Here is a 24931-nt window from a genome sequence, read left to right as displayed (position 1 = left end):
CCCCTTGTCCCGAATCCTAGCAGGTCGGTAGCGTGTCTTCCAGATATGCTACCGGTAGGGTTATCACAAATTGCCTTCACCAAAGCGCTAACCGATTTAGCGCCCGCTGCAGTTGGCTGAAACATTGAGTATTTGTCTCATCAGTGCGATGGGAGGTCGATCATCTTTATCGGGGAGGAGCGGCAAATTGACGAAGCTGCCGAAGCGCGCGCAGGATCGGGTCATCGCGGGCCTGAAGAAGTACCAGCCGATTGTCAGGAAACTTGCCGAGCGCGACATCTCAGAGGCCGATACGGTCACTGTCATCAAGGACATGCTAACTGACATATTTGGCTACGATAAATATACCGAACTCACGAGTGAACAGCAAATACGCGGCACTTTTTGCGATCTAGCAATCCGAGTGGAATCGAAAGTTCACTACCTTGCGGAAGTGAAGTCCGCAGGGACGAAACTGAACGAAGGACACCTGCGCCAGGCCGTGAACTATGGTGCACACCAAGGTATCGAGTGGATCATTTTAACAAACGCCATCGTCTGGAAAATCTATCGAATCAAATTTGGTCAGCCAATCGATTGGGAAGAGGTTTATTGCTTCGACATGGGTGTTCTTGCCGTGCGTTCAGCTGATGATCTCGCGAAGGTAACCATGCTTTGCCGCGAGAACATTAGCACCGACGCATTGCAGGCTTTTCACCGTCAGGCCCAGATTTTGAACCGTCACGTCCTGGCCGAGCTTGTCCAAGGTGAAAATGTCGTAGGGATGATCCGTCGAGAATTTCGACGATTATTCGAAATGAAGGCGAGTGATGATGAGATCCGAGTCTTGCTCACCAACGATGTACTAAAGAGGGATGTGATCGATGGAGATGCGCCTAAAGCTGCCAAAGCGCAGATAAAAAAGGCCGAGAGCGCAAGAGCCCGAAAGGCCGCCAAAGCATCCTAATCGCCACATTGCAGCCCTAGGTGAACGTGCCTGACCAACGGCGCCGAGGCGAACAGAGACGCCGGGGAATGAACGAAAACATAAGCAATTGGCCATGGGGGGGAAGCGTTTGTGATAGGCGAAGATTGCGAGCTCAGATTCATTGTCGATGAACCGGCAGAAGTCGATTTTCTAGCTACACACACGCCCGTAGCTATCGCTATTACCAAATCAATCGTCTCGCACGACCATTTAAAGATAATCGGCCTTCGCGGGCGGTGGGGAAGTGGCAAATCGACGATCATCCGACAGGTGGGCGATCAATTGCGCAAGGCCGATCCCAACATTTTGATTTTTAATTATGATGCTTGGCTTCACCAGCACGATCCTCTCCGCCGATCCTTCATGGAAGCGCTCGTCCGCTTCCTCATAGGTCATCAAGCTGCGGATCCAAAGGTCTGGAAGAAGCAGCTCAAAAAACTCTCGGGTAAGCTAGAAGAGACAACGCGCTACGATAAGCCGATCGTTACCAACGAGGCAAAACTGTTTTTCCTCCTCGCGGGTGCCTTTGCGATTGGTCTCGGCTTCCTTGGCAAAGATACTTTTCGAGATGCGATGGGGCAAACTACTACCCAAGCCGGGATATGGACTCTATTTCTCGGCCTCGCACTGACGCTCGGGCCAATCGCGATTTGGACTTTTCGCTGGATTCTCTCGCTTGAACATAACGCAAATGCGCCTTTTTGGCCCGCGCTCTTATTCAATCGAAATCTTGGGCGGGTTCAAACGCTTACCCAGAAACCTATTGAGCCCACGTCGATCGAGTTTGGCAGGAAGTTCCAGCGATTGATGCGTGAGGTCGAAACGAAAGGAAAACGCCTCGTCATCGTGATTGACAATATTGACCGGGTCGATGGAAAGGAAGCAATGAACATCTGGGCTAACGTCCGGAGCTTTTTTCTTTCATCGAGCGGTGGCGACGATCTCGTGTCGGAATCATACCATCCAACTTTAATCCTGCCCGTCGATGGCGATTCAATATCTGAAGTGTTCGCTATGGGCAGTGACACCGAAAAAGGGCGAAAGCTCGCCCGCTCTTTCATCAACAAGACCTTCGATGTGACGTTTGACGTACCTGCTCCAGTCATGTCCGACTGGCGCCGCTACGTCGATAATGAGCTTCGGTCCTGTCTCGGGACGGCCTTTACCGAGGAGCGTAGCTTCACGATTAAGCAGTTTCTCGATGCGTGGTTTACTGTCACTCAAACCCCGATTACGCCGCGCGAAATTAACAAAATACTCAATCATATCATCGCGTTGCTCATGCAGTGGCGTAGCAGCTCGCTGACCTTCGAGACGCTCGTCTATTTTTCGATCAATCGCGAACGCATTGCCGACATATCCACGGAAGTACGCAGCACGGGCCACCCGCTGCATCGCTTTAGCAGCGATTGGCCCCGCGAACTTGCTGCTCTACACTATGGCGTCGATCTTGAGCTCGCGGGGCAGGTTCTCATGACCCAGCCGATCCGCGATGCTATCGCGAACAATTCGTTCGAGACCATCGCGCCCTATCGCGAGTTGCCCGGTTTCGGTGATATCTTCGAACAAGTGACGGACAATCTTCCGACTGGAATTATGGGCAATATCACGTTCGACATCGTCACCAACGCCGCGCACTTCCTCTCGCTCACAAATGCAGAAGCTGCGTGGAAGCGCGCGGCATGGCAAAATCTCGTTGTCGCCTTCGCCGGACTGGACGATCTCAAGAACTTGCCTCAGTCCAAAATATTGGCAGAAAGACTGGCGCTATTTTTCGATCACGTTGAGCAAGGTGACGCACCGACATTCATCTCGTCCGCAACGGCAATGATCGAACATAGCCTGGTGTCCAGCGAAACCAACGGGCATGATCTTGATGAACTTGCCATTGCAGCAACCCGTCTTATCGATTTCGCCGTTCATCAGGGACTTCCGCCGCCCGGATTCCGAATAAGCGCCGATCCGGCGCTTTATTTGCGACGTCTCGCCGGGCTCGGGGAATTCCCCGTTTTCCGCGAGAGGCTATTGTCCGACGTAGGGATGGAGGCCATTGAAGCTCAGCTAGTCGCGATGCTTTCTGACCCAGCGCATTGCCTAGCCGTACCCGATCTTGCTCTGTTGTTGGCGTCCCCCGCGGCAGAGCAGATGATCGGCCAGACGCTGGTCTCCGGAGATGTTTTGATAAATCAGGCTGAGCAGGTGATCCGAAACAATAGCGGCGAAACCGATTTGTGCCGCGCCGCCGTCCGGACGCTCTTAGCCGCGACAGGGCCGCGCGAAACCCGTCACGCCGCTCTGCAGCGGCTGGCGGAGGACGGCACCTTGGCCAGCCGAACCGCGGCGGTTGCCACGACCGGCGACGAAACAGTCGTAAATTCCCTTCTTGCTGCCCTCGTCTGGACAGGCATCGAGGTTGCGGCGCCGCTTCCTGAAGGGTGGCGCGCCTTTTTTCGTCGTTTTCCAGATGCGTCACGGGACATCAATAAGGCGCTCAATGACTTGATGCCGGGTAAAGTGGTGATCGACACACTGCTCAAATACTATGACGAGCATTTTGGTGCGCGCGATCTCATCACCGCGATGATGAACGATCGGGTTCGGAATAAAAAACTTGGGCGAGCCTACCCCGATAAAATCCTAAACAATCTGTCGAACTACTCTCGCATGCTCGACTGGTCACTTCGCGAGGATTTTGCTCGCCAGACTACAAGTTATCAGACCTATTGGGAAACGGTAGACGCGGCTCCGTGGAGCGACAGCTTGCTTGAAACGGCCAAGCTTCTTGAAAAGCAGGGCGGCGACGAAGCCGTGCGCTTTCGTTCCAAGCTCATCGAGAAAGTCAAAAAGGCTACGGTCAATGATTGGCAAACTGCGATTTCGGATGGAAAGCAGCCTTATCGGATCGTCACGGAGCTGCTGGACGAAAAGGAGTTGAAACTTGGCGTTCAGTCCCCGCTCGTCGATGCCCTTCTCGCACCATCGATGATCCTCGCTGCGAGCAAACAGGCTGCATTGGCACGATGGTTCGCACTCGCGCTCCGCCTCTCGCCCAAGGGCCGACGAAAGGTCCTGGAGGCCATGCGAGACACCGCGCTCGAACTTTCTCCCGCTGCAACGCTCAAGCTGCTCAAGATGGGTGGGGCTCGCTTCCTCGCCGAGGCGAGTTTCGAATCGCGAGCCGCAGAATTGGTCGATAAGATCGCATTGCCACTGGCCCGCTCGAAGGATGGAAGGGCTTGGCTCAAGGATCGTGCCTCCTGGCTGCGCAAAATTCTCGACCAGAGTGCACAAGAGTCGCGTCATCGTTTTAGAAATGCGGTTGCCGAATGCGCAGCCTCAACGAACGACGACAAACGCCACTGGGGCGAGATGATGCAGCGTTTGCTCGGTTAAGTAGAGACAACCTAACCTTCCTCAAACAATGGCATCGATCGGATTGGCAGTACCTGGCGCTTTTCGGTAGGCCGACGCTCGATTGGAACTGCGGTTCGGCTCAGCCGACTACCACGTTGCCGCTCGATCAAATTGCGCAGGCTTTCAGTGAGGACGAGCGTGGCGGCGCCCATCTTGACGATCTCGACCTCTCCCCTAGCAATAAGCAGATAGAGTGAGCTGCGACTGATCCCGGTGAACCGGCAAGCATCGGGAATGCGCATGCTGATTGGCTCGATCGCCAAGGGCGAAGAAGGCGGCGGGGAAGAGGGCAGGGTGGGCATAACACCATCATTCGTCGAGAGTGGTGACGGGATGGCCCGAAAAGAGAGGGCAGCCACTCCGTCGCATCCGATTATCTGAAATTGCGTCGCCACTTGCCACCCGACGTTTCTTACCCAACGTAGCCGTTTCTACGACTGCAGCCCGTTTGCCGTTCGGGCGGACTTCCCTAGACCGCTGGGGATGCATTCGAATGTTTCGAGTCGCGCGGCGGTCCGATCTCCTCCTGACAGCCTGAAACCTCGAGAATAGGCGACTGATTGCCCACCCACCGGCCTTCATTACGCCGTCCGCGAGACCAATATATGCAAGCGGCTGATCCGCGGCTCGCGACAACTTCTGTCCGCCATCTTCGCGTCCGAAGAGAGTGCGATGCGCTGCCTCGAAACGTCGCAGAAAACCGTCACTTGGCGCCGACGAGGCAGCGCGCGCTGCCTAAGCGCAGCCTCGAAAAGTGGCAGAAAAGCGTTATGCACCCGTGCGTAAGGTGTGTGATTATGAAATGTGGGTCCGATGCGAAGCATCGCGGCCCGAAAAATTCGGGAACCGGGCAGGCGAGAGAGCCTAGGGGCGACTGACCGCTTTTGGGGTGGGAAGGGGATAGCGCAGTATGAGAGAGATCATGTTTCAACTTTAGAGGTCGCTCAAGGGAGATGTCTCGTTATGGCGGGCCGCACGACCGTTGATGGAAATGAAGGCGACGATCCTCACCCTTGGATAGCCAGGTCATTAACTGCCACGCTTGTTGAGGCCGTTAAAGCAACCAAGGGCGATCGCGAGATACGAGCGAGAATGCGCGAATCTAATCCCGCGAATTGAACAGGATCGCGATATCGCGAAGGGCGCCTATCTCCACGAAGAATGGTTCTTCATCAAACCCGAGACCCGACTTGTGCCAAACGAGGCGATATTCCCGTTGGTAGGCATATCGAAAATTCTTTGAGAAGGGCGCTTCCAAATCCTTCGGCTGCACTCGGTAGGGATCATAATAGGTGATCGGTCTGGCAACGAGAGTGAGATCGGAACGCAATCTCTTCACGGCTTTCTCTAGTCGAATGAGGAACCGGTTGACGTTATGAATGACCAACAAGGAATTGGCTTCAAAATCATCGAGAATGCGGGGCTGATATCCCCGCGTCATGCATAAAACGAAAAAGTTTTCCTGCATGGTTTGAGAAAAGCTGACGTTGCCAATCGCTTTAATCGGAGCGCCGGAAATGCCGGTGGCCGGATCAAATGGGCGGATCGTAGCAGTGTCTCCGCTACGAATAGCGGTGACTGATAATTCTTCGTCTCTGATCGCCGGGTTGAGTGATGGATCGGCGTATGATGTTGCGGGCGCGATGCGAAAGCTTCCACGCTCAAAAGCGTCCTTCATGTGTTCCCGCTGTCCAACACGGGCGATAAAGTCCGTTTTTGGCAGTTTGCGCGTTCCAAGTATTCTAAGGCCGCGCGGTTGGTCAGGATGACTGACCCATGGGAATGGTGCCATCAAATCGAGTTGCATGTGATCGACAGACCGCAACCCAAACTCTTCAAGAACGTGTGTCCACAACTCCCACCAATAAATGGATCGATTATCCGGACTACCCGGTGATAGCTGCCCTTTTTCGTTCACATTCATCAAGTTGATGGCAATATCGCGACTACGCTCTTCGATCTCCCCAATCGACGCGCTCCGCATGTATCGGTCCATCCGATATGCCATTCTCCATGCTTCGTGACGCTTCATTGAGATATCCGAGTAAACTGGTGAAAATTGCTTTGTTGCGGACGCCTAATTTGAAGTAGTTTTTCACCGTGGCCAAACCCAATCGACCGAAACTTCCGCTGCTACCTCCAAGGCAATTTTCCCCGATCGGGGCATGCATCTATTGCGGAGCGACCGACAACCTTACCAAAGAACACATCATCCCGTTTGCGCTGGGCGGCAGCTGGATCTTGCCGAAGGCCAGCTGCAAAGTATGCGCGAAGATAACAGGTGCCTTTGAAGGCGAATTTTCGCGAACAATCTTAGGGCCACTGCGGATGCTCTATGACATGCCTACCCGACGTCCGAAGGACCGGCCAAAGCACCTTCCACTGAAAGTCAAATACGACAACAGCACCGATTGGGACATCGCTTACGTCGACCGAAGCATCTGCCCGTTTCTGATTCTGATGCCGCTCTATGACCTCCCGGATTTGCTGACCGGCGAAGTCACCACGGAAAATCGATCAGCGGCAACCCGGCGCTTGTGGATTCGCGGCGGTGGATTTTGGAAAGATCGTGACGCGCATCTTCAGTGGCTTTGTGAGGCACTTCGCGCAAGACAAGTGATGCCAACGGGCACGATTTCGACAGAGTCCTTCTGCCTAACCATCGCAAAGATTGCCCATTCATTTGCTGTTGCCGAATTGGGATGGGGTAGTTTCACTCCATTCGTCTGCGACATGATCATGAAGCGAGATGTGGACAACCGGGCCGAGTTCATCGGCGGCGGAGAGGGAAGCCACGAGCCATCAACTGGCCTTCATGAGTTAGGCTTTGTTGATTGCAGCGATCCATCGCTTATCGCGGTAAAGGTGCATCTCTTCGGCGTGCTCGGCACGCCAACGTATTATGTCGTGGTCGGACAAAAAACTCTGCCGTCCGCCGAGGTGTAGCCGTGATTGGCGGTCAGTCAGAGCCAGGCAGGAGACTAGTGAGATGGGGCAGCGCTCGGTTCTTGCTGACATTCGCTCGTTCGACTGGGTGAGGTGGATTATTTGCTGCCAAGGAGGGATAAAAATGGCGAAAACTTCGAAAATCAGGGAGCCAAATAGGAAGGCAAGATAAAAGCCGTGCCAGCTACTGGCGCGTCATGGTCGGTTTTCTGCGGGTTCGCGCGTATGGCACTCCCGAAATCTGCCATACCGGGCGCGCTAAACGGCGCTCAGCTGCGCCTTTTTTCGTATGGCCTTGGATAATCAGGGGGCAATCGAAGCGTTTGCTTCGAGTTCGGCGATCCGCTCCGAACAAATCGCGTGGACCGCGCGCCCAAGCTCATCGACGCAGCCGCCGAGCCACGTCAGCTCTTCTTCGGTGATGCGGTAGTGCTTCGAATAGCGAGCTTTCACATAAGCCTCTTTGAGCTTCTCGAAGCGCGCCCGATCCTCGCGTTTTTCACGAGGCCAGGCATCGACCAGTCGCATATCGAGACGCTCGGCTTGGGTGCGCAGGAAAGCGAGATTGTGAACATGGGGGGTGTAGAAGGTGCAGACCAACAGAACGCAGTGATAAAGCGTTTCCGCTGTCTGGTGATATTCAAAAGCGGCGTGTTTCAACAAACCTTCTTGAACCGCGTATCGTGCGAGTTTGTCGCGGCCCATCGCTGATGGAAACCACTCGTCAAAATATTCCCGCGCCATCGCGAGTGCCTGTTCCGGCGTCTTCGGCTTGGGTGTGTGGAGCGGCTTATCGTCAAACTCGTGCAGCGCGATTCCGTCTTTGGCGACGTCCATGAAGAAATATCGGCCATGCGCCAGTCCGTCGTTAACCTCCTGCAAGGTGTGGACGATGAAATTGACTGGCGTGTGGAGCGTCTTGTCGATCGCCAGCTCACGAATTAGCCGGTCGTCCAGCTTGAGCCAGAAATCGACCTTCTCGGTCAGCCGCTTGTCATTGACGATGATGAGAAGGTCGAAGTCCGATCGATACCCCTTGGCGGTGTGCGGTTCGTCCACCCAGCCGCCACGCGCATAGCTGCCGTATAGAATGATCTTGTCGATCCGGCCCTTTTTCTTCCAGCTCATAGTGCCGAGCGCGAGCGCGTCTTCGAACTCCTCAAAGACGATCTGCTTTACGCGCTCCAATTCGCGCTGCTTGTTTGCCGGGAGGTGATCGAGGTCGGATTTCATGCTGGCGGCACCCTGTCGAGACGGCGGCAGATTGGCAAGGTCGAAGCGCCGTCAACGGCGCCGAAATTGCCACCGCCTGCGGTTCTTTCTATCGACCGTTTGCGCAATCACGCGCAGACTTCGCATCATCGCCTGCTCGATCTCGTGGACGCTGACGCCATGCCGCTCGGCAAGCTGGCGATAACTAAGTTCCTCGACCCGGTGGCCGAGAAAGACGCGGCGGTCGAACTCGTCCAGCCGATCGATAGCGCGCTCGTAGAGGCGTAGTAGGCGGCGCCTCGCGCGGGTGAAGCGGTTCACCGCTTCTTCCCTTCGCAGAAGTTTGCCCAATCCTCCATCATCACGCGGCGCTTTTCGAGCAGATTGCCGCGCCGGTAAGCGGCCTCGGTCTTGTTCGCGACCGTATGGGCGAGAGCGGCTTCGGCGACATCACTCTGATGGTCGGTTTCCTCGCTCACCCAATCGCGGAATGATGAACGGAACCCATGCGCCGTGAACGGCTCTCCCAACTCCTTGACCAGCTTCGAAAGCGTCATGTCCGATAACGGGCGGTTTCTGCGGATGCCGGGGAATACCAACTCGCACCCCGGTATACGGAGCCGCGCGCAGCGCTGAACGATCCGGAGTGGGCGGCGGCTGAGCGGCACGACATGCTCGCGAAAGGCTTTCATCCGATCCTTCGAGAGCGTCCACAGGCCTTTCTCAAGGTCGAACTCATCCCATGTCGCGCCGCGCACCTCGCCGGATCGCGCGGCGGTGAAGATCGCAAATTCCAGCGCCAGCCGACTGAACGATTCCTTCTCGCGCAACGTCTGCACGAACGCTGGCAAGTCTTCATAGGGCATGGCGGCAAAATGATTGTCGCGGCGGGGTTGGCGGGGCAGGCCTTTGGTGATCGCCCGCATGGGAGCCTCGGTATCGCGGTAGCCTGATGCATAAGCCCAATCGAGGACAGCGCCGACCCGCTGCCGCACGCGGCGCGCCGTTTCAGGCTTCTCAAGCCAGATTTCCTCAAGCAAATCTCGGATCATCGGACCGGTGATCTGATCGACCCGGAACTTCCCGATGTGCGGGAAGGCATATAATTCCAGCGTCCGCGTCCATTGTGCGTGGTGCTTACCGTTGCGCCACGTTTTCGAATGGACCTCGTAAACTCGCGCCGCCGCTTCCTTGAAATTCGGCACCGCCTGCCGCTTGCGTCGCTCGAATTGCGGGTCGATCCCCAATTCGATCTGGCTCCGGATTTCGCGCGCCAGCTCGCGTGCTTGCGCCAAGCTGACTTTCTGACAACTGCCCAAGCCGAAATCTCGGCGGTTGCCGTGCTTCTGCACTCGGCAAACCCAGCTGCTCGCCCCTCCCGGTCGATCGAGCCGCATAAGCCCGTCGCCATAGCTCACACGGCGTGACTTTTCCTTGGGCTTCGCAGCCCCGTTCGAAATGCTTTTCATAGGTGTAATCATAAAATTCCGTCCCACATTGGCAAAAATGTCGGACTGGATCCTGTGGGACACACAGGGACCCGAATCGTTTCTCTAACCCGCAGCAAAGCTGGGATGTGAAAAACGGATCGGGAGAATGTGGGATTAGAACTTGGCGGACAGGGTGGGATTCGAACCCACGGTGAGCTTGCACCCACGGCGGTTTTCAAGACCGCTGCCTTAAACCACTCGGCCACCTGTCCGCACGGCCGCCGCCATAGCGCGATGCGGCTTTCCGGCAAGAAAAACCTTGCTGGCTCGGCCCACCGCGCGAATGACTCGACTTGTCCCCCCGCAATCTAGTCAAGCCGCTCGCATCTGTGCGAGACACGCCTTATGGGTGGGAACATCATGCATGCTATCAGTTTAAGAATCGGACGCCTTTTTGCTCTCGCCGCCGCGGTGCTGTCGGCATCGCTATTCACCGCGTCGACGCCGCTGCACGCACAGAGCGGCGACAGCGGCTTCGATTCCTATGTCCAGTCCTTATGGCCCAAGGCGCAGGCGCGGGGCGTATCGCGGCAGGTTTTCGACCGCGTCACGGCGGGGCTGCGCTACAATCCGCGGGTCATCGCGCTTGACCGCGACAATCTGGGCAGCCCGCCGACCAACGACACGCCAATCCCCAACTTCGCGCCGTACAAGGCAAAGCATGTCGATGCAGCGCGGATCGGCGGCGGACGCCGTGTCCACGACCGCCTGCTGCCCCTGTTGTCGCGCATTGAAGCGCGGACCGGCGTGCCGACCAGCATCATGATCGCGATCTATGGCCATGAAACGGCCTATGGTCAGGTCACCGGCAGCTTTGATCTGCCAGAGGCGTTGGCGACGCTGGCCTATGAAGGGCGGCGCCGGAGCCTGTTCGAACCCGAATTCCTCGCGACGCTGGAGATGGTTCAGCGCGGGGTGCCGCGCGATGTATTGAAAGGCAGCTGGGCCGGCGCCTTTGGTTATCCGCAATTCCTGCCGTCGGTCTATTTGCAAGTGGCCGAGGATGGCGACGGCGACGGCCGCGCCAACATCTGGTCGAGCGAAGCCGACGCGATCGAATCGATCGGCGCCTATCTGCGCCGCGCTGGCTGGCGCGCCGGACAGCCATGGGGCGTCGCCGTCACCGTGCCGGGCGGCTTTGACCGGAACCGTATTGCCAGCCGCCTGACCCCGACCCGCTGTCCCCGCGTTTTTGCGCGCCACAGCCGCTGGCGCTCAATGGCCGAATGGCGCGCCGACGGCATTCAGCCGATCGCCGGACGCTGGCCCGACGGGCACGTTCAGGCGGTTTTGCTCGAACCCGACGGCCCTGGGCGGACCGCATATTTGCTGACCGGTAACTATCGTGCGATATTGGACTATAATTGTTCCAATTTTTACGCACTGTCTGTGGGGTTGCTGGCGGATGAAATCGATCGGTAGAAAAACGGGGCTGATGGCCGGGGCGATGCTGCTGCTTGCCGGTTGCGGCAGTTTCGGCGGCGAACGCGAAGGCGGGCCGACCGCTAGTCCGGCACCGGCGCAGGCTGCCAACGGCGTCAGCGACACGCCGGTCAAGATTGGCGATCCCTATACGGTCGGCGGCACGACCTACACCCCGGCAGACATCGCGGATTACGACGATGTCGGCTACGCCAGCTGGTATGGCGAGGAACTCGCCGGACGGCCGACCGCCAATGGCGAGACCTTCGATCCTGCGGCGATCAGCGCCGCGCATAAGACCTTGCCCTTGCCCAGTTATGTCGAGGTGACCGCGCTCGACACCGGACGCACGATCCTCGTTCGCGTTAACGACCGCGGCCCGATGGTCGGCGACCGCCTGATCGACCTGTCGCGCGGCGCCGCCGAACAGCTTGGCCTGACCGACGGCCTGTCGGGGGTGCGCGTGCGCCGCACCAACCCGCCCGCCGCCGAACGTGCCCAACTGCGCGGCGGTCGCGCCGTCCCGGAGCGGATCGCGACACCCGATTCGCTGCTGTCGATCCTGCGGACCAAATTGAAGGCCATGCCGACTCCCAAGGCTCTGGCCACCGTGCCACCAGTCGATGCGCAGCCCGCGCCGCCGATCGCATCAGCAAAGGCTAAGCCCGGCGACGACCGCCTCGCCGTCGAAAAGGCAAAACCTGCCGCGAAGCCGACGCCGACCGCCAAGCCTGCGCCCTCCGTAGCCGGGAAATATGTCGTCCAGGTCGGCGCATTCAGCAGCGAGAGCCGTGCGGAGGCCGCAGCGAAATCGGTCGGTGGCAGCTTCAGCAAGGCGGGCAACCTCTGGCGCGTCCGTATTGGCCCCTTCGCGAGCGATGCCGACGCCCGCGCGGCTCTTGGCAAAGCAAAGGCCAACGGCTTTCGCGACGCAGTCGTCCAGCGCGAACGCTGACAGACCCGACGTGAGAAAACTTGCAACGATTACGGGGCAAAGTGCCGCAGTTTTAGCAGGAATTGCATTATCATTTGCCCCGCCAGCGATCGCGGACGATGCGCGCCCGAAAAGCGCTGCGGTAGAGCGGCAGCAATACACGACGCAGGCGCCGATCGTGATGCTGAAGGATCTCGATTCGGGCGAAATTCTCTATACACGCGGCGCCGACAAACGCTTTGCGCCTGCGTCTATGGCCAAGGTGATGACCGCCTATGTCGTGCTCGACCTGATCAAGAAGGGCGAATTGACCCGCGATACGCACTTCACCGTCGACGTGGCGACGTGGAAGAAGTGGAGCGGACCTAAGGGCGGTTCGACGATGTTCCTGCGTCCCGGAGAAAAAGTCTCGGTTGACGACCTGCTCAAAGGCCTGATCACCGTATCGGGCAATGATGCCGCCGCCGCGCTGGCAGTTGGGATCGATGGCAGTGAGACGATATTTGTCAAACGAATGAATGATGTAGCGGCAAGACTGGGCATGAAATCGAGTAATTTCGGAACGCCGAACGGTTGGCCCGACGGCGGGGCGACCAAGGTCAGCGCCGCCGACCTGATTATGCTCGCCGACCGGCTGATCCGCGATCATCCCGGCGGCTATGCGCGCTATTTCTCGCTGTCGAAACTTCAGCACGGCACTTCACCCGACGGCAAGCCGATCATCCAGCCGAACCGCAACCCGATTCTCGGTCGCTTCATCGGCGCCGACGGGCTGAAAACCGGGCACACGTCGGAGGCAGGCTATTGCTTCTTGGGTTCGGCAAAACGCGATGGCCGCCGCCTGATCATGGTCGTCGCCGGTCTGCCGAGCGAAAAGGCGCGCCGTGAAGAGGCAGAACGGCTGATGAGCTGGGGTTTCGGATTGTCGATGGCGGCGAACGATAGCCGCCCGGGCAAAAAAGCTGCGAGTGGCGGTGGTCGCGCTGCACCGTAATGACAAAGCGCGTGCCGACGGCTACCGCCTGATCATGCACACGCGTTCCGTCCTTCCCCATTATGACAGCCTTTCGGTATGAAACGCGGGCGCTTCATCACGCTGGAGGGCGGGGAAGGGGTCGGAAAATCGACCCAGATTCGCAAGCTGGCAGCGGCGCTCGATGCGCGCGGGATTGAAACCGTCGCCACGCGCGAACCCGGTGGCAGCGCGGGTGCCGAAGCGATCCGAACGCTGGTGATGGAAGGGAGCGACGACCGTTGGGATGCGCGCAGCGAGGCGTTGTTGTTCGCCGCCGCGCGCGCCGATCATGTCGCACGCACGATCCGTCCAGCGCTGGCGCGTGGCGCATGGGTGCTGTGCGACCGCTTTGTCGATTCCAGCCGCGCCTATCAGGGCGGCGGCGGCGGCATCACCGATGCCGACATCCTGTCGCTGCACGGCATCGGCTCCGAAGGCTTGCTGCCCGACCGCACCTTCCTGCTTACTGTCAGCGCTGCCGAAACCGCGCGCCGCCTGTCCGCGCGCGGCGACAGCGATCGGATGGGCAGCAAACCAGCGGACTATCAGGCGCGCCTCGCCGCACGTTTCGTCGAAATGGCGCAGGCCGAGCCCGACCGCTGGCGGATCGTCGATGCCGACGCACCTGCCGAGCAAGTCACCGAAGCCATCCTTGCGGGCCTCGCCGAGTGGCTATGATCGGCCATCAAAACGCCGAAGCCGCCTTTCTGGAAGGCTGGCAGGGCGGCCGGCTGCACCACGCCTGGCTGCTCGCCGGGCCGCAAGGAATGGGGAAGGGCGCTTTTGCGTCGCGCGTCGCGCGCTTCCTGGTCACCCACGGTCGCGGCGGCGAAGGGCAAACGATACCGATCGACGACCCCGGCGACACCGCCGCCGGGCGGCTGGTCGACGCCGGGAACCATCCTGAAATCCTGCGGCTGGCGCGCCAGGCCAAGGACAAGGCCAAGGATCTGGCGCGCAACATCACGATCGAACAGGTGCGCGAGCTCAAGACTCGGCTGCATTTTTCGCTCTCGCTCGGCGAATGGCGCGTCATCATCGTCGACGCGATCGACGATCTCGAACCGGCGGCATCCAACGCCTTGCTGAAAACGCTCGAAGAACCGCCCGCCAAAACGCTGTTCCTGCTGATCAGCCATTCGCCGGGGCGCTTGCTGCCAACGATCCGATCACGGTGTAGAACCCTGCGTTTTCAACCTGTTGACCATGACGTCATGACCGCATGGCTGCATGAAATCCGCCCGATGCTCGACATGACCGAAGTGCGCGCGATCGTCACCGCGGCGGGCGGCGTCCCGGGCAAGGCGCTGGCGCTGATCGACAGCGACGTAGCGGTGATGGAGAAAAAGCTGCTCGCCATCGCCGCCACCGGCGACCCCGAAAACCGCCTGCGCGAGGCGCTGGCCCGCGAGGTCGGCGGCACCAGCAATCGCGCCCGGCTCGAACTGGTCATCGACATCGTGCCGGGGCTGCTGGCCAGCTTGGCGCGCGATCGGCCGGTGGCCGACATCGCACCGATCCTCGCGCAGTGGGACCGGGTGCAGCGCACGGTGCGCGATGCCATCCGGGGCTCCTATGATGGGACGATGGTCGGGTTCGAAATCGGCAATTGTCTGGCCGAACTGGCACCGCGGTCGGGACAGGCCGCACGCTGACGCTTTCCCTCGCGCGCGCCAGCGGCTAAGGCGCGGCCATGTCCGAAAACAGCGCACCTTTCTACATCACCACCGCGATCAGCTATCCCAATGGGCGCCCGCATATCGGCCACGCCTATGAAGCGATCGCGACCGACGTGATGGCACGGTTTCAGCGCGCACGGGGCCGCGATGTCCGGCTGGTCACTGGCACCGACGAACATGGCCTGAAGATGTTTCAGACGGCGCGTGACCAAGGTCGCGAAACGATCGATCTTGCGGACGAAATGTCGTCCTATTTCCGTGAGATGTATGCCAAGCTGAATATCAGTTACGACAATTTCATGCGAACCTCGAACGCCGCGCATCATGCCGCGTCGCAGGCGATCTGGCGCGCGATGGAGGCCAATGGCGATCTTTACCTCGACCGTTACGAAGGCTGGTATTCGGTCCGCGACGAAGCCTTTTACGACGAAAGCGAATTGGTCGACGGGGAAGGGGGTGTTCGCCTTTCGCCGCAGGGAACCCCGGTCGAATGGACCGTCGAGGAAAGCTGGTTCTTTCGCTTGTCGAATTATCAGGACCGGCTGCTCGCGCTCTATAACGACCAGCCCGATTTCATTCGCCCCGACAGCCGCCGCAATGAAGTGATGCGCTTTGTCGAGGGCGGGCTGAAGGATCTCAGCATCTCGCGCACCAGTTTCGACTGGGGCGTGCCGGTCCCCGGATCGCCGGGGCATGTCATGTATGTGTGGGTCGACGCGCTCACCACCTATCTGTCGGGGTTGGGCTACCCCGATCTCGAGGGCGATTTCGGCAAATTCTGGCCCGCCAATATCCATATGATCGGCAAGGATATTGTGCGTTTTCACGCTGTTTACTGGCCAGCTTTCCTGATGAGCGCCGGCCTGCCGCTGCCCAAACAAGTGTTCGGACATGGCTTCCTGCTCAACCGCGGCGAGAAGATGTCAAAATCGCTCGGCAATGTCGTCGATCCGATGGCGCTCGCCGACCAGTTCGGGGTCGACCCGCTACGATATTATCTGCTGCGCGAAGTCAGCTTCGGGCAAGACGGCACCTATTCGGCCGAAGCGATCGTGCGCACCGCCAATGCCGATCTGGCGAACAGCTTCGGCAATCTGGCGCAGCGCATCTTGTCGATGATTTTCAAGAATTTGGGTGGCAAACTTGAAAAATTTACTCCCGCCGCAGCCGATGATGAGCTGGCGGCGAAGGTTGTGATAGCGACACAGGCAGAATTGCCGCGAGAGTTTGAGAGCTTGAATTTCTCGGTCGGGATCGAAGCGTGGATGCGCGCCGTGTTTGCCTGCAACCAATATGTGGACGAACAAGCACCTTGGGCGCTGAAGAAGACGGACCCCGATCGCATGACCGCGGTACTGATGACGCTGTTCATGGTTGTCCGAGATCTGGCGATTGCCATCCGTCCCGTCGTCCCGACGGCCGCCGACAATTTGCTCGACGAGATGGGTGTCGCTGCGGACGAGCGCGATTTCGCGTCGCTCGCTGACCCTTACTGGTTCGCAAGGCTTGCCGAAAGCGGCCTTATCCTTGCCCAGCCAACCCCCCTCTTCCCGCGCCTCGACCTGCCGGAAGGGGAAGGGGAGGCGTAATGCTCGTCGATTCGCACTGCCACCTCAATTACAAGGGGCTCGCCGAGCAGCAGGGGGACGTTCTCGATCGCGCCCGCGCGCGCGGCGTCACCGCGATGCTCAACATCGCGACGCGCGAAAGCGAATGGGACGATGTGCTCGCCGCCGCCGAAGCCAACCCCGATGTCTGGGCCAGCGTCGGCATTCATCCGCACGACGCCGACCATCATCCCGACGTCGATACCGCCAGGCTGGTAGCGCGCGCCGCGCATCCGCGCGTGATCGGCATCGGCGAAACCGGGCTCGACTATTATTACGACAAGAGTGACCGCGTCCGCCAACAGGACAGCTTCCGCCGCCACATCCACGCATCGCAGGCGACCGGGCTGCCGATCATCGTCCACACCCGCGATGCCGAAGCCGATACGCTCGCGTTGCTCGGTGAGGAGATGGGCAGGATGACGTTCCCCGGCGTCATTCATTGCTTCACCGCCAGCGACGATTTTGCCCGCAAAGCGCTCGACCTTGGCCTCTATATTTCGATCTCTGGCATTGTAACATTCAAGAACGCCGCCGATCTCCAGGCGACCGCGAATTGGTTGCCGCAGGACCGGCTGTTGATCGAAACCGACTCCCCTTTCCTCGCCCCCGTCCCGCACCGCGGCAAGACCGGCGAACCGGCCTTCGTCGCCGATACTTTGGCGTTTCTCGCGGCGCTACGTGACGAAGATGAAGCCGCGCTTGCGGCAGCAACCAGCGCCAATTTTTACACGCTTTTCAACAAGGCAGCGCCATGAAGTCGGATCGCGTATGAAGCTCCGGATTCTGGGCTGCGGCACCTCCTCGGGGGTGCCACGGATCGGCAATGATTGGGGGCAATGCGATCCCGACAATCCGCGCAATCTGCGCAGCCGCGCCTCGATCCTCATCTCGCTCGGCGGCTTTCGCCTGCTTGTCGACACCAGCCCCGACATGCGGCTGCAACTGCTCGATGCCCAGGTCGGCGCGGTCGATGGCATCATCTGGACGCACGAGCATGCCGATCATTGTCACGGCCTCGACGATTTGCGCCAGATCATGCACCTGCGCGGTTCTGCGGTTCCGGCCTACGCGCGCGACCATGTCCTCGACATATTGAAATGGCGCTTCACTTACGCCTTTGCCGGCAACGCAGGTTATCCGGCGTCGGTCGATCCGATCGACCTGCTCGACCATCAGTCGATAGGGCCGATCGAAGTGTCGGCAATCGAAATGCCGCACGGCCCGATCAAGGCATCGGGGCTGATCTTCAGCGATGGTTCGCACAAGATCGCCTATGCGACTGATTTTTCGAAGTTTACCGACGAAATGGCCGATTTCTTCCAAGGCGTCGACCTGTTCGTGATCGATGCGCTGCGCCGTTATCCGCACCCGACGCACCCGCATCTGGCGATGACACTTGCGGCCCTGGAAAAATGCGGCAATCCGCGCGCGATTATCACCCATATGGACAATACGATGGATTATGATGATCTGGCGCGCGAACTGCCGCCGGGCGTCGAGCCGGGCTATGACGGGCTGGAGGTGCAGCTGTGAGCGGCGATACCGGGGTGCAACTGATCTGGTTTTTCGGCGCGCTGGCGCTGGTGGTCAGTTCGTTGCTGGCAAGGCGATTGCCCGCGGCCGACTGGGTCAAGATGGCGCTGGCGTGGGCCGCGATTTTTGGGCTGGTGTTTCTGGTGATCAAGACATGGCAGATGGTGACGTGATCGAGCGGCGCCAAGCAGTTGGTTGGAAATGCTCATGATATCAACGGCAGGGGGTCGTCTCCCGTCGGAAAATATATAGATTTAACATAATATATATTATCGGATAAATATATGGCTGATGTGCCGCTTCAATCCCCCATCGATCGCCTGCTCTCCGTCATGGCGAAATTGCGCGATCCCCATGGTGGCTGCGAATGGGATCTCGCGCAGGATTTCGCATCCATCGCGCCCTATACGATCGAGGAAGCCTATGAAGTTGCCGATGCAATAGCCGGCGGCGACCCCGCCGCGATTTGCGACGAGCTTGGCGATCTGCTGCTCCAGGTGGTGTTCCACAGTCAGATCGCCGCCGACGCCGGTCTGTTCGCTTTTGACGATGTGGCCACCGCGATCAGCGACAAGATGGAACGCCGCCACCCGCATATCTTCGGCGACCGCCAGACTGACGACGTTCGTCGGCAATGGGAACAAATCAAGGCCGACGAGCGCGCCGCCGACGGCCCCAAGGGCGCGCTCGCGGGCGTCGCCTTGTCGCTCCCGGCGTTGCTGCGCGCCCAAAAGCTCCAGTCGCGCGCGGCCCGCGTCGGGTTCGACTGGCCCGACACCAATGGCCCGCGCGACAAGATCGCCGAAGAGCTTGCCGAAGTCGCGGCGGCCGAAGACGATGCGGCGCGCCATGAGGAAGTCGGCGATTTGCTGTTCGCTGTCGTCAACTATGCCAGCCATCTGGGCGTCGATGCCGAAACTGCGCTCCGCGATGCCAACCTCAAATTCGCGCGCCGCTTTGCGGCGATGGAGGATCGCGCCGGTGGCAGCCTGTCGGGCCTCTCGCTCGACGTCCAGGAAGCGCATTGGCAGGCTGTCAAGGCGTCGGAGCGTCTTTCGTAGGCCACAGCCGCTCGAACCGCGCGCTGTCGGCTGGGTCCAGCCGGACAGTCAGGACGTGCCCCTCGCCTTCTGGCTCATCGCTCAGGACCTCGCCGCGCGCATGAAGCCACGCCGCCGCTTCGCCGTGCTGATAGCCAAGGTAGATACGCTGCACCTTGTGTAGTGCCGTCAATTGCGCCGCCATCAGCACCCGCGCGGCTTCGACCCCCTCGCCCGTAACCGCCGATATCAATGCGACGTCAGAGCGGCGCGCCGCCAATTCTTCGATCGCCGCACGGTCATCGGTGTCGGCGGTATCTATCTTGTTCCAGATTTCGATCTGCGGGATCGCGGGCGCTGCGTCCCCCTCCCCGCCATCCTCCGGTCCGTTAACGCCCAGCGAGCTCAGAATGGCGCGGACATCGTCATATTGCGCCTCGCTGTCGGGATGGACAATGTCGCGAACATGGACGATCAGGTCCGCGGTCGTGACCTCTTCCAGCGTCGCGCGGAAGGCGGCGACCAGTTCGGTGGGCAGATCGGAGACAAAACCCACCGTGTCGGACAGGATTGCCTTGTCGATCCCGGGCAACCGGATTTCGCGCATGGTCGGGTCCAAGGTGGCGAACAACATATCTTCCGCCATGACGTCACTTCCCGTCAAGCGGTTGAAAAAGGTTGATTTTCCGGCGTTTGTATAACCAACCAAAGCCACCACGGGCCACGGCGCACGCTGACGCTTCGATCGCTGCAACTGGCGGGTGCGCCGCGCATCGTCTAGCGAACGGCGGATCCGCGCCATGCGGTTGCGGATCATCCGCCGATCAGCCTCGATCTGCGTTTCGCCGGGGCCGCCCAAGAAGCCAAAGCCGCCGCGCTGGCGTTCGAGATGGGTCCAACTGCGCACCAGCCGCCCCGCCTGATAATCGAGATGCGCCAGTTCGACCTGTAACCGCCCCTCGGCCGTCGCGGCGCGTTCGCCAAAGATTTCCAGGATCAGGCCCGTCCGGTCGATCACCTTGGTGCCGAACGCGGTTTCCAGATTGCGTTGCTGGATTGGGCTGAGCGCGGCATCGACGACCACCAGCTGGACGCCATGTTTTTCGACGTCCGGGGCAATCGCATCGATCTGCCCGACACCAAGCAGGGTCGCGGCGCGGGTCTGGCGCAGCCGCAGTGTGTGCACTGCTACGACATTCAACCCGATCGCAACCGCAAGTCCCCGCGCTTCCTCGGCGCGTGCATCCAGGTCGCGCGCCAGCCGCTGGCTATGCCATTCAGGCACAACCAGCAGCGCCGCAGCGCCGCGGGTTACTTCGTCTTCATTGTCGGTTATCGGGTCGATCAGGCGTTGTCCGCTTCAGCGTCGGGTTCGCTGTCGGTCAGATTGATCGGCCCGTTTGGCTGCACCGTCGAGATCGCATGCTTATAGACCAGCTGAACCTGCCGCTCGCGTTCAAGCAGCATACAGAACAGATCGAAAGCGACGATATCGCCCTGCAACATCACCCCGTTGACCAAAAACATCGTGACCGATTCATCGGATTTGCGCACGGCATTGAGGAACACGTCCTGCAAAGCCTTGCCCTTGCTCGCCGGCGCGTCGCGGAAATTGTCGCCCAGCAGCGACAGGTCGAAATCGTGCGACGGCATCACGGTCGAGATCGCGTGCTTGTAAACCAACTGGGACTGACCATCGCGGCGCAGCAGCAGCGAGAAATTATCGAACCATGTGATGATGCCCTGCAATTTGACGCCCTTGACCAGAAACATGGTCACCGGGGTTTTGCTGCGGCGAAGTGCGTTTAGGAAAATATCCTGGAGATTCTGATTTTTATCGGACACATTTGCCTCCTGTTTTTGGCGGGAAACCCGCGGGTACGCTACCGGTTTTCCGGCTTTCAAGACCTTCTTCTGACAAACAATATGCGGCAAAGCATGCGCCAGGTCTAGCGTAAAGCCTCTACCCCTCGCCCTCCGAACTCTCGGTGAGCCCCAAAAGTTTCAGTTTGCGGTGCAGGGCCGAGCGTTCCATGCCGATAAACGTCGCGGTGCGCGAAATATTGCCCGAAAAACGGTTGATCTGGATGCGCAGATATTCGCGTTCGAAATTCTCGCGCGCTTCCTTCAGCGGGATCGTCGTGATCGATTCCGAATTCGGCAAAATATCGGTCCCACCGCGCACCAGCTCACCCGGCAGCATGTCGGCGTCGATCCGCGTCAGCCGATCGCTTGGCGCCAAAATCATCACGCGCTCGATCACGTTGCGAAGTTCGCGGACATTGCCCGGCCATTCATGCGCTTGCAGCGCGGCCATCGCCTCCGAACTGATCTCGGGCGGCGGCACCCGGCGGTCGGCGGCATAGCGGCGGATGTAATGATCGCACAGACTGGCGATGTCGTCGCGGCGTTCGCGCAGCGGCGGGATATGCACCGGCACGACATTGAGCCGATAATAGAGATCCTCGCGAAAGCGGCTCTCGGCGATTTCGGTCATCAGATCGCGCGCCGACCCGGAAATGATCCGCACGTCGACCCGGATCATCGTGCGACCGCCAACCCGGGTGAAGCTCTGGTCCGTCAGCACGCGCAGGATCTTGCCCTGCGTCGTCAGCGGCATGTCGGCGACCTCGTCGAGAAACAAGGTGCCGCCATGCGCCTGTTCGAGCAAGCCGACGCGGATCGATCCATCGTCGCTTTCAGCCCCGAACAACTCGGTTTCGACCGTTTCGGGGTCCATGCGCGCCGACGAGATCACCCGGAACGGCGCATTGTGTCGCCCGCTCCACCCGTGCAACACGCGCGCGGCGACTTCCTTGCCGACCCCGGCGGCGCCGGTGATCAGGACGCGGCTCCCCGTCCCCGCCACGCGTTTCAGCGTCGCGCGGACATTGTTGATCGCGGCGCTGGTGCCGGTCAGCTCGTCCGATGGCCCCGCCTTTTCGCGCAGTTGTTCATATTCGAACTTCAGCCGCTCGTTCTCGGTCGCGCGCGCGACGAGATGTAGCAGGCGCGAGGCTTCGAACGGCTTTTCGATGAAGTCAAACGCCCCGCGGCGGATCGCGGCGACCGCGGTATCGAGCCCGCCATGCCCCGAAATTACGATGATCGGCAGCGTCGGGTCGAACGCCTTGATCGCCTCGACCAGCCCCAGACCATCGAGCCGCGAGCCTTGGAGCCACACGTCGATCAGCGCCAGCGACGGCCGCCGTTGACGGATCGCATCGAGCGCCGAATCGCTGTCGGACGCGGTGCGCGCCTCATAACCTTCGTCTTCCATGACGCCAGCGACGAGGTCGCAAATGTCGCGCTCGTCATCAACGATCAGAATATCAAGCGCCATGTTCTTCTCTGTCCTGTCGGTTGCGGATCCGCCCCGGAACCGATTCTGCCTGTCCCATGCTTGTTTCGTCGCCCTTCCCGGCCAATCCTTGCAGGCGATCGGGGTGCAGGGTCAGCGTGACGCACGTCCCCTGCCCCGCGGGATTGTCGGAAAACTCGAGTTCGCCATAATGTTGCTCGACGATCTTTTTGACGATCGCAAGCCCCAGCCCGGTGCCACCCTGCCGCGTCGTCATATAGGGTTCGGCGATCGTCTCACGCGCTTGCGGCAAGCCGATCCCGTCATCGGCCACGCGGATCAGGATTTCGCCATGCGGCCCTGTCGCCAGCTCTGCGTCAATATGTCCGATTGGTACCGATTCGAAATTTTTAGAATTTTCTTCAATCGCTTCCACGGCGTTTTTGACGATATTTGTCATGGCCTGCGACAGCAGGCGGCGATCGCAAACCAGCGGTTCGATCCCGTCCGGAGTGTTCACCGCAAAGACGATGTCGGGCTTGGCCACCTCGAACAGGAACACCGCCTGGCGCAGGATGTCGCGAACATCCTCGACCCCGAAGGTCGGCTTGGGCATCCGCGCAAAGCTGGAAAACTCGTCGACCATCCGCCGCATGTCATGCACCTGGCGGACTACCGTATCGGTCAACTTTTTGAACGTCGCGCTGTCGCCCTCAATCTTGTCGCCGAACCGCCGCTGCAGCCGTTCGGCGGCAAGCTGGATCGGGGTCAGCGGGTTCTTGATCTCGTGCGCAATGCGGCGCGCGACGTCGGACCAAGCGGCCCGGCGCTGGTCGAGCAATTGTTGGGTAATGTCCTCAAAACTCAGGACAAAGCCATCGCCCTGCGCGACCGCTTTGGCGGCAAGGGTCGCGGGCTCGGCGTTGGGCCGCGCCAGTTGCACCACCGCTTCGCGCTCGTCGCCACTGAGAAGTTGCGACAATTCGGGCGCGACCTCGGCCAACGGCCGCCCGGTCAGGCAATCGGCCGATTGGCAGATCAGCCGCTCGGCCGCGGCGTTGGCGAGCTGAATGCGGTGATCCGCATCGACCGAGATTACGGCCGATGAAACGCCGCTGAGCACCGCCTCGATAAAGCTGCGCCGCGCTTCCAGCTGTTCGTTGACGCTGACCAGTGCCCCCGTCTGCCCCTGCAACTGCTCGGTCATCCGGTTAAAGGCGCGGGTCAGCACCGCTATCTCGTCATCGCGCGCCGGCGGCGTGACGCGCACCGATAGATCGCCGCCCGCCGCCGTGCGCGTCGCCCCAATCAGCGTCCCGAGCGGACGGACGATGCGGTCGGCAACGACAATCGCGGCAATCACCGCAAGCGCCAGAAGCAGGAGCGAACCCAGGTAAAGAGCGCCGTTGAACTGGAGCTGCAAAAGCTGCGAGCGGTCGAACAGGGCATTATAGTCAGCGAGCACCGTCCGAGCGAGTTGGATCTGCTGCTGGCCGAGACTGGACACGGCACGTGACGCATAAAGAAATGCATTGGGCCTGCCGGGAAGGCGTGTGACCGCTTCAATTCTGTTGGCACTTCGCGTGACCACGACTTCTTCGCCAGCGTTAAGCCGTTCCATGATCGTCGGTGTAACCCGACCTTCGGCAGCCCGGTTGTCAGGGTCGATGATCACCGCGGTCCGGGGAATCCCATCGCGCCCTACCTCGATAATCGCGGATTCATTGAGTTCGCGAACGACAACCTGAAACCCGTAGGCATCCTGGAAACTGATGCTGTCGATTGCCTGGCTATCGAGATACTTGCCGAGGTCTTTAGACATCGCGCCCGTCTGCAAGGCGACCGACTTTTGGCTTTCTTCATAAAAGGACTGCGCCAGCGTCGCGGCATTTTCGAACATGCCCCGCGAGCGGTCGGAATACCAGAAATCGACGCCAAACTGGAACAGCAGCGAGGCGAAGATCACCACGAGCAAGGTCGGCACCGCAGCAATCATCGAAAACAGCGCAACCAGCCGGACATGCAGACGTCCGTTCCCGCCCTCCATCGACCGCACCGCGCGCGCGCGGGCCACGCGGCTGCCGATCAGCACGATCAGCGCCATCGCCGGCACCAGATTGGCGACCATGATCGCGGCGACCAGCGCCGGGGTCAGCAATCGCTCGCTCTGCGCGTCGCCGGTGACAAAGATATAAGTTGCGATGCCGATGCTGACGATCAGCGCCAGCGTGTAATATTCGGGCGCCGCAAAGCGCCAGAAGCCCGAGCGCGCGTCCTGGTCGGCGGAATCGATATCGTGAGTCAGGGGAGCCGCATGCGCCATTGTTGCCATGCTACGACAAACCTGTTGCATAGAAAACACACAAAC

22 protein-coding genes and 1 tRNA gene are annotated in these 24931 nt (G+C 59.9%); 13 read left to right on the top strand and 10 right to left on the bottom strand.

The window, feature by feature from the left end; translation table 11 throughout:
- Positions 1-187: 187 nt before the first annotated feature.
- Positions 188-946 carry a type I restriction enzyme HsdR N-terminal domain-containing protein gene (locus J2X44_RS10075; RefSeq protein WP_310083280.1) on the top strand — a complete coding sequence of 253 codons (759 nt, stop codon included), beginning with the start codon at positions 188-190 and terminating at the stop codon, positions 944-946.
- 111 nt (positions 947-1057) lie between these two features.
- Positions 1058-4360 carry a P-loop NTPase fold protein gene (locus J2X44_RS10070; RefSeq protein WP_310083277.1) on the top strand — a complete coding sequence of 1101 codons (3303 nt, stop codon included), beginning with the start codon at positions 1058-1060 and terminating at the stop codon, positions 4358-4360.
- 11 nt (positions 4361-4371) lie between these two features.
- Here the strand turns inward: J2X44_RS10070 and J2X44_RS10065 are convergent, their stop codons facing one another.
- Together J2X44_RS10065 and J2X44_RS10060 are read right to left on the bottom strand one after the other, a co-directional pair.
- Entirely contained in the window at positions 4372-4683 is a 312-nt protein-coding gene (locus J2X44_RS10065) for a helix-turn-helix domain-containing protein (RefSeq protein WP_310083274.1), read from the bottom strand.
- 800 nt (positions 4684-5483) lie between these two features.
- On the bottom strand, positions 5484-6413 hold the full coding sequence (locus tag J2X44_RS10060) for a hypothetical protein (RefSeq protein WP_310083271.1): 930 nt from the start codon (positions 6411-6413) through the stop codon (positions 5484-5486).
- Between the two features lie 68 nt (positions 6414-6481).
- Here J2X44_RS10060 and J2X44_RS10055 point away from each other — a divergent pair, with 68 nt between their 5' ends.
- Positions 6482-7327, top strand: a complete 846-nt coding sequence (locus J2X44_RS10055) for an HNH endonuclease (RefSeq protein ID WP_310083269.1) — start codon at positions 6482-6484, stop codon at positions 7325-7327.
- A 303-nt stretch (positions 7328-7630) separates the two neighbouring features.
- Here the strand turns inward: J2X44_RS10055 and J2X44_RS10050 are convergent, their stop codons facing one another.
- From J2X44_RS10050 to J2X44_RS10035, 4 genes are all read right to left on the bottom strand, one after another.
- Positions 7631-8560 carry a HEPN domain-containing protein gene (locus J2X44_RS10050; RefSeq protein WP_310089384.1) on the bottom strand — a complete coding sequence of 310 codons (930 nt, stop codon included), beginning with the start codon at positions 8558-8560 and terminating at the stop codon, positions 7631-7633.
- A 51-nt stretch (positions 8561-8611) separates the two neighbouring features.
- The gene (locus tag J2X44_RS17610) at positions 8612-8860 is read right to left on the bottom strand and encodes a sigma factor-like helix-turn-helix DNA-binding protein (protein WP_405053361.1); all 249 of its coding nucleotides are present in this window, start codon (positions 8858-8860) and stop codon (positions 8612-8614) included.
- Complete coding sequence (locus J2X44_RS10040) at positions 8857-10008, bottom strand: phage integrase central domain-containing protein (RefSeq protein ID WP_310089386.1); 1152 nt, start codon at positions 10006-10008, stop codon at positions 8857-8859. The genes J2X44_RS17610 and J2X44_RS10040 overlap by 4 nt, the downstream gene beginning before the upstream one ends.
- 143 nt (positions 10009-10151) lie before the next feature.
- Positions 10152-10241, bottom strand: a tRNA-Ser gene (locus J2X44_RS10035).
- A 148-nt stretch (positions 10242-10389) separates the two neighbouring features.
- On the opposite strand from J2X44_RS10035, the gene J2X44_RS10030 reads away from it, so the two are divergent.
- The 10 genes from J2X44_RS10030 (at position 10390) to mazG (ending at position 19283) form a co-directional block, all read left to right on the top strand.
- A complete protein-coding gene (locus J2X44_RS10030) occupies positions 10390-11451 on the top strand; it encodes a lytic murein transglycosylase (RefSeq protein ID WP_310089387.1) in 1062 nt (353 codons plus the stop codon).
- Entirely contained in the window at positions 11435-12406 is a 972-nt protein-coding gene (locus J2X44_RS10025; protein WP_310089388.1) for a septal ring lytic transglycosylase RlpA family protein, read from the top strand. The genes J2X44_RS10030 and J2X44_RS10025 overlap by 17 nt, the downstream gene beginning before the upstream one ends.
- Positions 12330-13379, top strand: a complete 1050-nt coding sequence (locus J2X44_RS10020) for a D-alanyl-D-alanine carboxypeptidase family protein (RefSeq protein ID WP_310089389.1) — start codon at positions 12330-12332, stop codon at positions 13377-13379. Before J2X44_RS10025 ends, J2X44_RS10020 begins: the two co-directional genes overlap by 77 nt.
- Before the next feature lie 78 nt (positions 13380-13457).
- Positions 13458-14078, top strand: coding sequence for a dTMP kinase (gene tmk, locus J2X44_RS10015; protein ID WP_310089390.1), 621 nt, complete (start codon positions 13458-13460; stop codon positions 14076-14078).
- A complete protein-coding gene (locus J2X44_RS10010; protein WP_310089392.1) occupies positions 14075-15055 on the top strand; it encodes a DNA polymerase III subunit delta' in 981 nt (326 codons plus the stop codon). Before tmk ends, J2X44_RS10010 begins: the two co-directional genes overlap by 4 nt.
- A gap of 38 nt (positions 15056-15093) precedes the next feature.
- Positions 15094-16668, top strand: coding sequence for a methionine--tRNA ligase (gene metG, locus J2X44_RS10005; protein WP_310089393.1), 1575 nt, complete (start codon positions 15094-15096; stop codon positions 16666-16668).
- A complete protein-coding gene (locus J2X44_RS10000) occupies positions 16668-17444 on the top strand; it encodes a TatD family hydrolase (protein ID WP_310089394.1) in 777 nt (258 codons plus the stop codon). The genes metG and J2X44_RS10000 overlap by 1 nt, the downstream gene beginning before the upstream one ends.
- A gap of 13 nt (positions 17445-17457) precedes the next feature.
- Complete coding sequence (locus J2X44_RS09995; RefSeq protein WP_310089395.1) at positions 17458-18222, top strand: MBL fold metallo-hydrolase; 765 nt, start codon at positions 17458-17460, stop codon at positions 18220-18222.
- Positions 18219-18395 carry a hypothetical protein gene (locus J2X44_RS09990; RefSeq protein ID WP_310089396.1) on the top strand — a complete coding sequence of 59 codons (177 nt, stop codon included), beginning with the start codon at positions 18219-18221 and terminating at the stop codon, positions 18393-18395. The genes J2X44_RS09995 and J2X44_RS09990 overlap by 4 nt, the downstream gene beginning before the upstream one ends.
- A gap of 111 nt (positions 18396-18506) precedes the next feature.
- A complete protein-coding gene (mazG, locus tag J2X44_RS09985; RefSeq protein ID WP_310089397.1) occupies positions 18507-19283 on the top strand; it encodes a nucleoside triphosphate pyrophosphohydrolase in 777 nt (258 codons plus the stop codon).
- On the opposite strand, the gene hflX is transcribed toward mazG, so the two are convergent.
- From hflX to J2X44_RS09965, 4 genes are all read right to left on the bottom strand, one after another.
- Complete coding sequence (gene hflX / locus J2X44_RS09980) at positions 19258-20556, bottom strand: GTPase HflX (RefSeq protein WP_310089474.1); 1299 nt, start codon at positions 20554-20556, stop codon at positions 19258-19260. The genes mazG and hflX overlap by 26 nt on opposite strands.
- A gap of 50 nt (positions 20557-20606) precedes the next feature.
- On the bottom strand, positions 20607-21107 hold the full coding sequence (gene hfq / locus J2X44_RS09975) for an RNA chaperone Hfq (RefSeq protein WP_405053402.1): 501 nt from the start codon (positions 21105-21107) through the stop codon (positions 20607-20609).
- A gap of 118 nt (positions 21108-21225) precedes the next feature.
- Positions 21226-22605, bottom strand: coding sequence for a sigma-54 dependent transcriptional regulator (locus tag J2X44_RS09970; RefSeq protein ID WP_310089398.1), 1380 nt, complete (start codon positions 22603-22605; stop codon positions 21226-21228).
- Entirely contained in the window at positions 22595-24895 is a 2301-nt protein-coding gene (locus J2X44_RS09965) for an ATP-binding protein (RefSeq protein ID WP_310089400.1), read from the bottom strand. Before J2X44_RS09965 ends, J2X44_RS09970 begins: the two co-directional genes overlap by 11 nt.
- Between the last annotated feature and the right edge of the window lie 36 nt (positions 24896-24931).

The organism is Sphingopyxis sp. BE259, assembly GCF_031457495.1.
Lineage (GTDB): Bacteria > Pseudomonadota > Alphaproteobacteria > Sphingomonadales > Sphingomonadaceae > Sphingopyxis.
The sequence above is the reverse complement of the archived record's forward strand: the minus strand, read 5'-3'. Positions and strand labels throughout refer to the sequence as shown.

Bases quoted from the DNA above. Each gene is read 5' to 3' on its own strand.
- J2X44_RS10040 (WP_310089386.1), bottom strand. From the start codon at position 10,008: ATGAAAAGCATTTCGAACGGGGCTGCGAAGCCCAAGGAAAAGTCACGC.
- tmk (WP_310089390.1), top strand. From the start codon at position 13,458: ATGAAACGCGGGCGCTTCATCACGCTGGAGGGCGGGGAAGGGGTCGGA.
- J2X44_RS10050 (WP_310089384.1), bottom strand. From the start codon at position 8,560: ATGAAATCCGACCTCGATCACCTCCCGGCAAACAAGCAGCGCGAATTG.
- J2X44_RS10030 (WP_310089387.1), top strand. From the start codon at position 10,390: ATGCATGCTATCAGTTTAAGAATCGGACGCCTTTTTGCTCTCGCCGCC.
- J2X44_RS09970 (WP_310089398.1), bottom strand. From the start codon at position 22,605: ATGGCGCTTGATATTCTGATCGTTGATGACGAGCGCGACATTTGCGAC.
- J2X44_RS10060 (WP_310083271.1), bottom strand. From the start codon at position 6,413: ATGAAGCGTCACGAAGCATGGAGAATGGCATATCGGATGGACCGATAC.
- metG (WP_310089393.1), top strand. From the start codon at position 15,094: ATGTCCGAAAACAGCGCACCTTTCTACATCACCACCGCGATCAGCTAT.
- J2X44_RS10010 (WP_310089392.1), top strand. From the start codon at position 14,075: ATGATCGGCCATCAAAACGCCGAAGCCGCCTTTCTGGAAGGCTGGCAG.
- J2X44_RS10000 (WP_310089394.1), top strand. From the start codon at position 16,668: ATGCTCGTCGATTCGCACTGCCACCTCAATTACAAGGGGCTCGCCGAG.
- J2X44_RS09995 (WP_310089395.1), top strand. From the start codon at position 17,458: ATGAAGCTCCGGATTCTGGGCTGCGGCACCTCCTCGGGGGTGCCACGG.
- mazG (WP_310089397.1), top strand. From the start codon at position 18,507: ATGGCTGATGTGCCGCTTCAATCCCCCATCGATCGCCTGCTCTCCGTC.
- J2X44_RS10025 (WP_310089388.1), top strand. From the start codon at position 11,435: ATGAAATCGATCGGTAGAAAAACGGGGCTGATGGCCGGGGCGATGCTG.
- J2X44_RS09965 (WP_310089400.1), bottom strand. From the start codon at position 24,895: ATGGCAACAATGGCGCATGCGGCTCCCCTGACTCACGATATCGATTCC.
- J2X44_RS10020 (WP_310089389.1), top strand. From the start codon at position 12,330: ATGCCGACGCCCGCGCGGCTCTTGGCAAAGCAAAGGCCAACGGCTTTC.
- J2X44_RS10065 (WP_310083274.1), bottom strand. From the start codon at position 4,683: ATGCCCACCCTGCCCTCTTCCCCGCCGCCTTCTTCGCCCTTGGCGATC.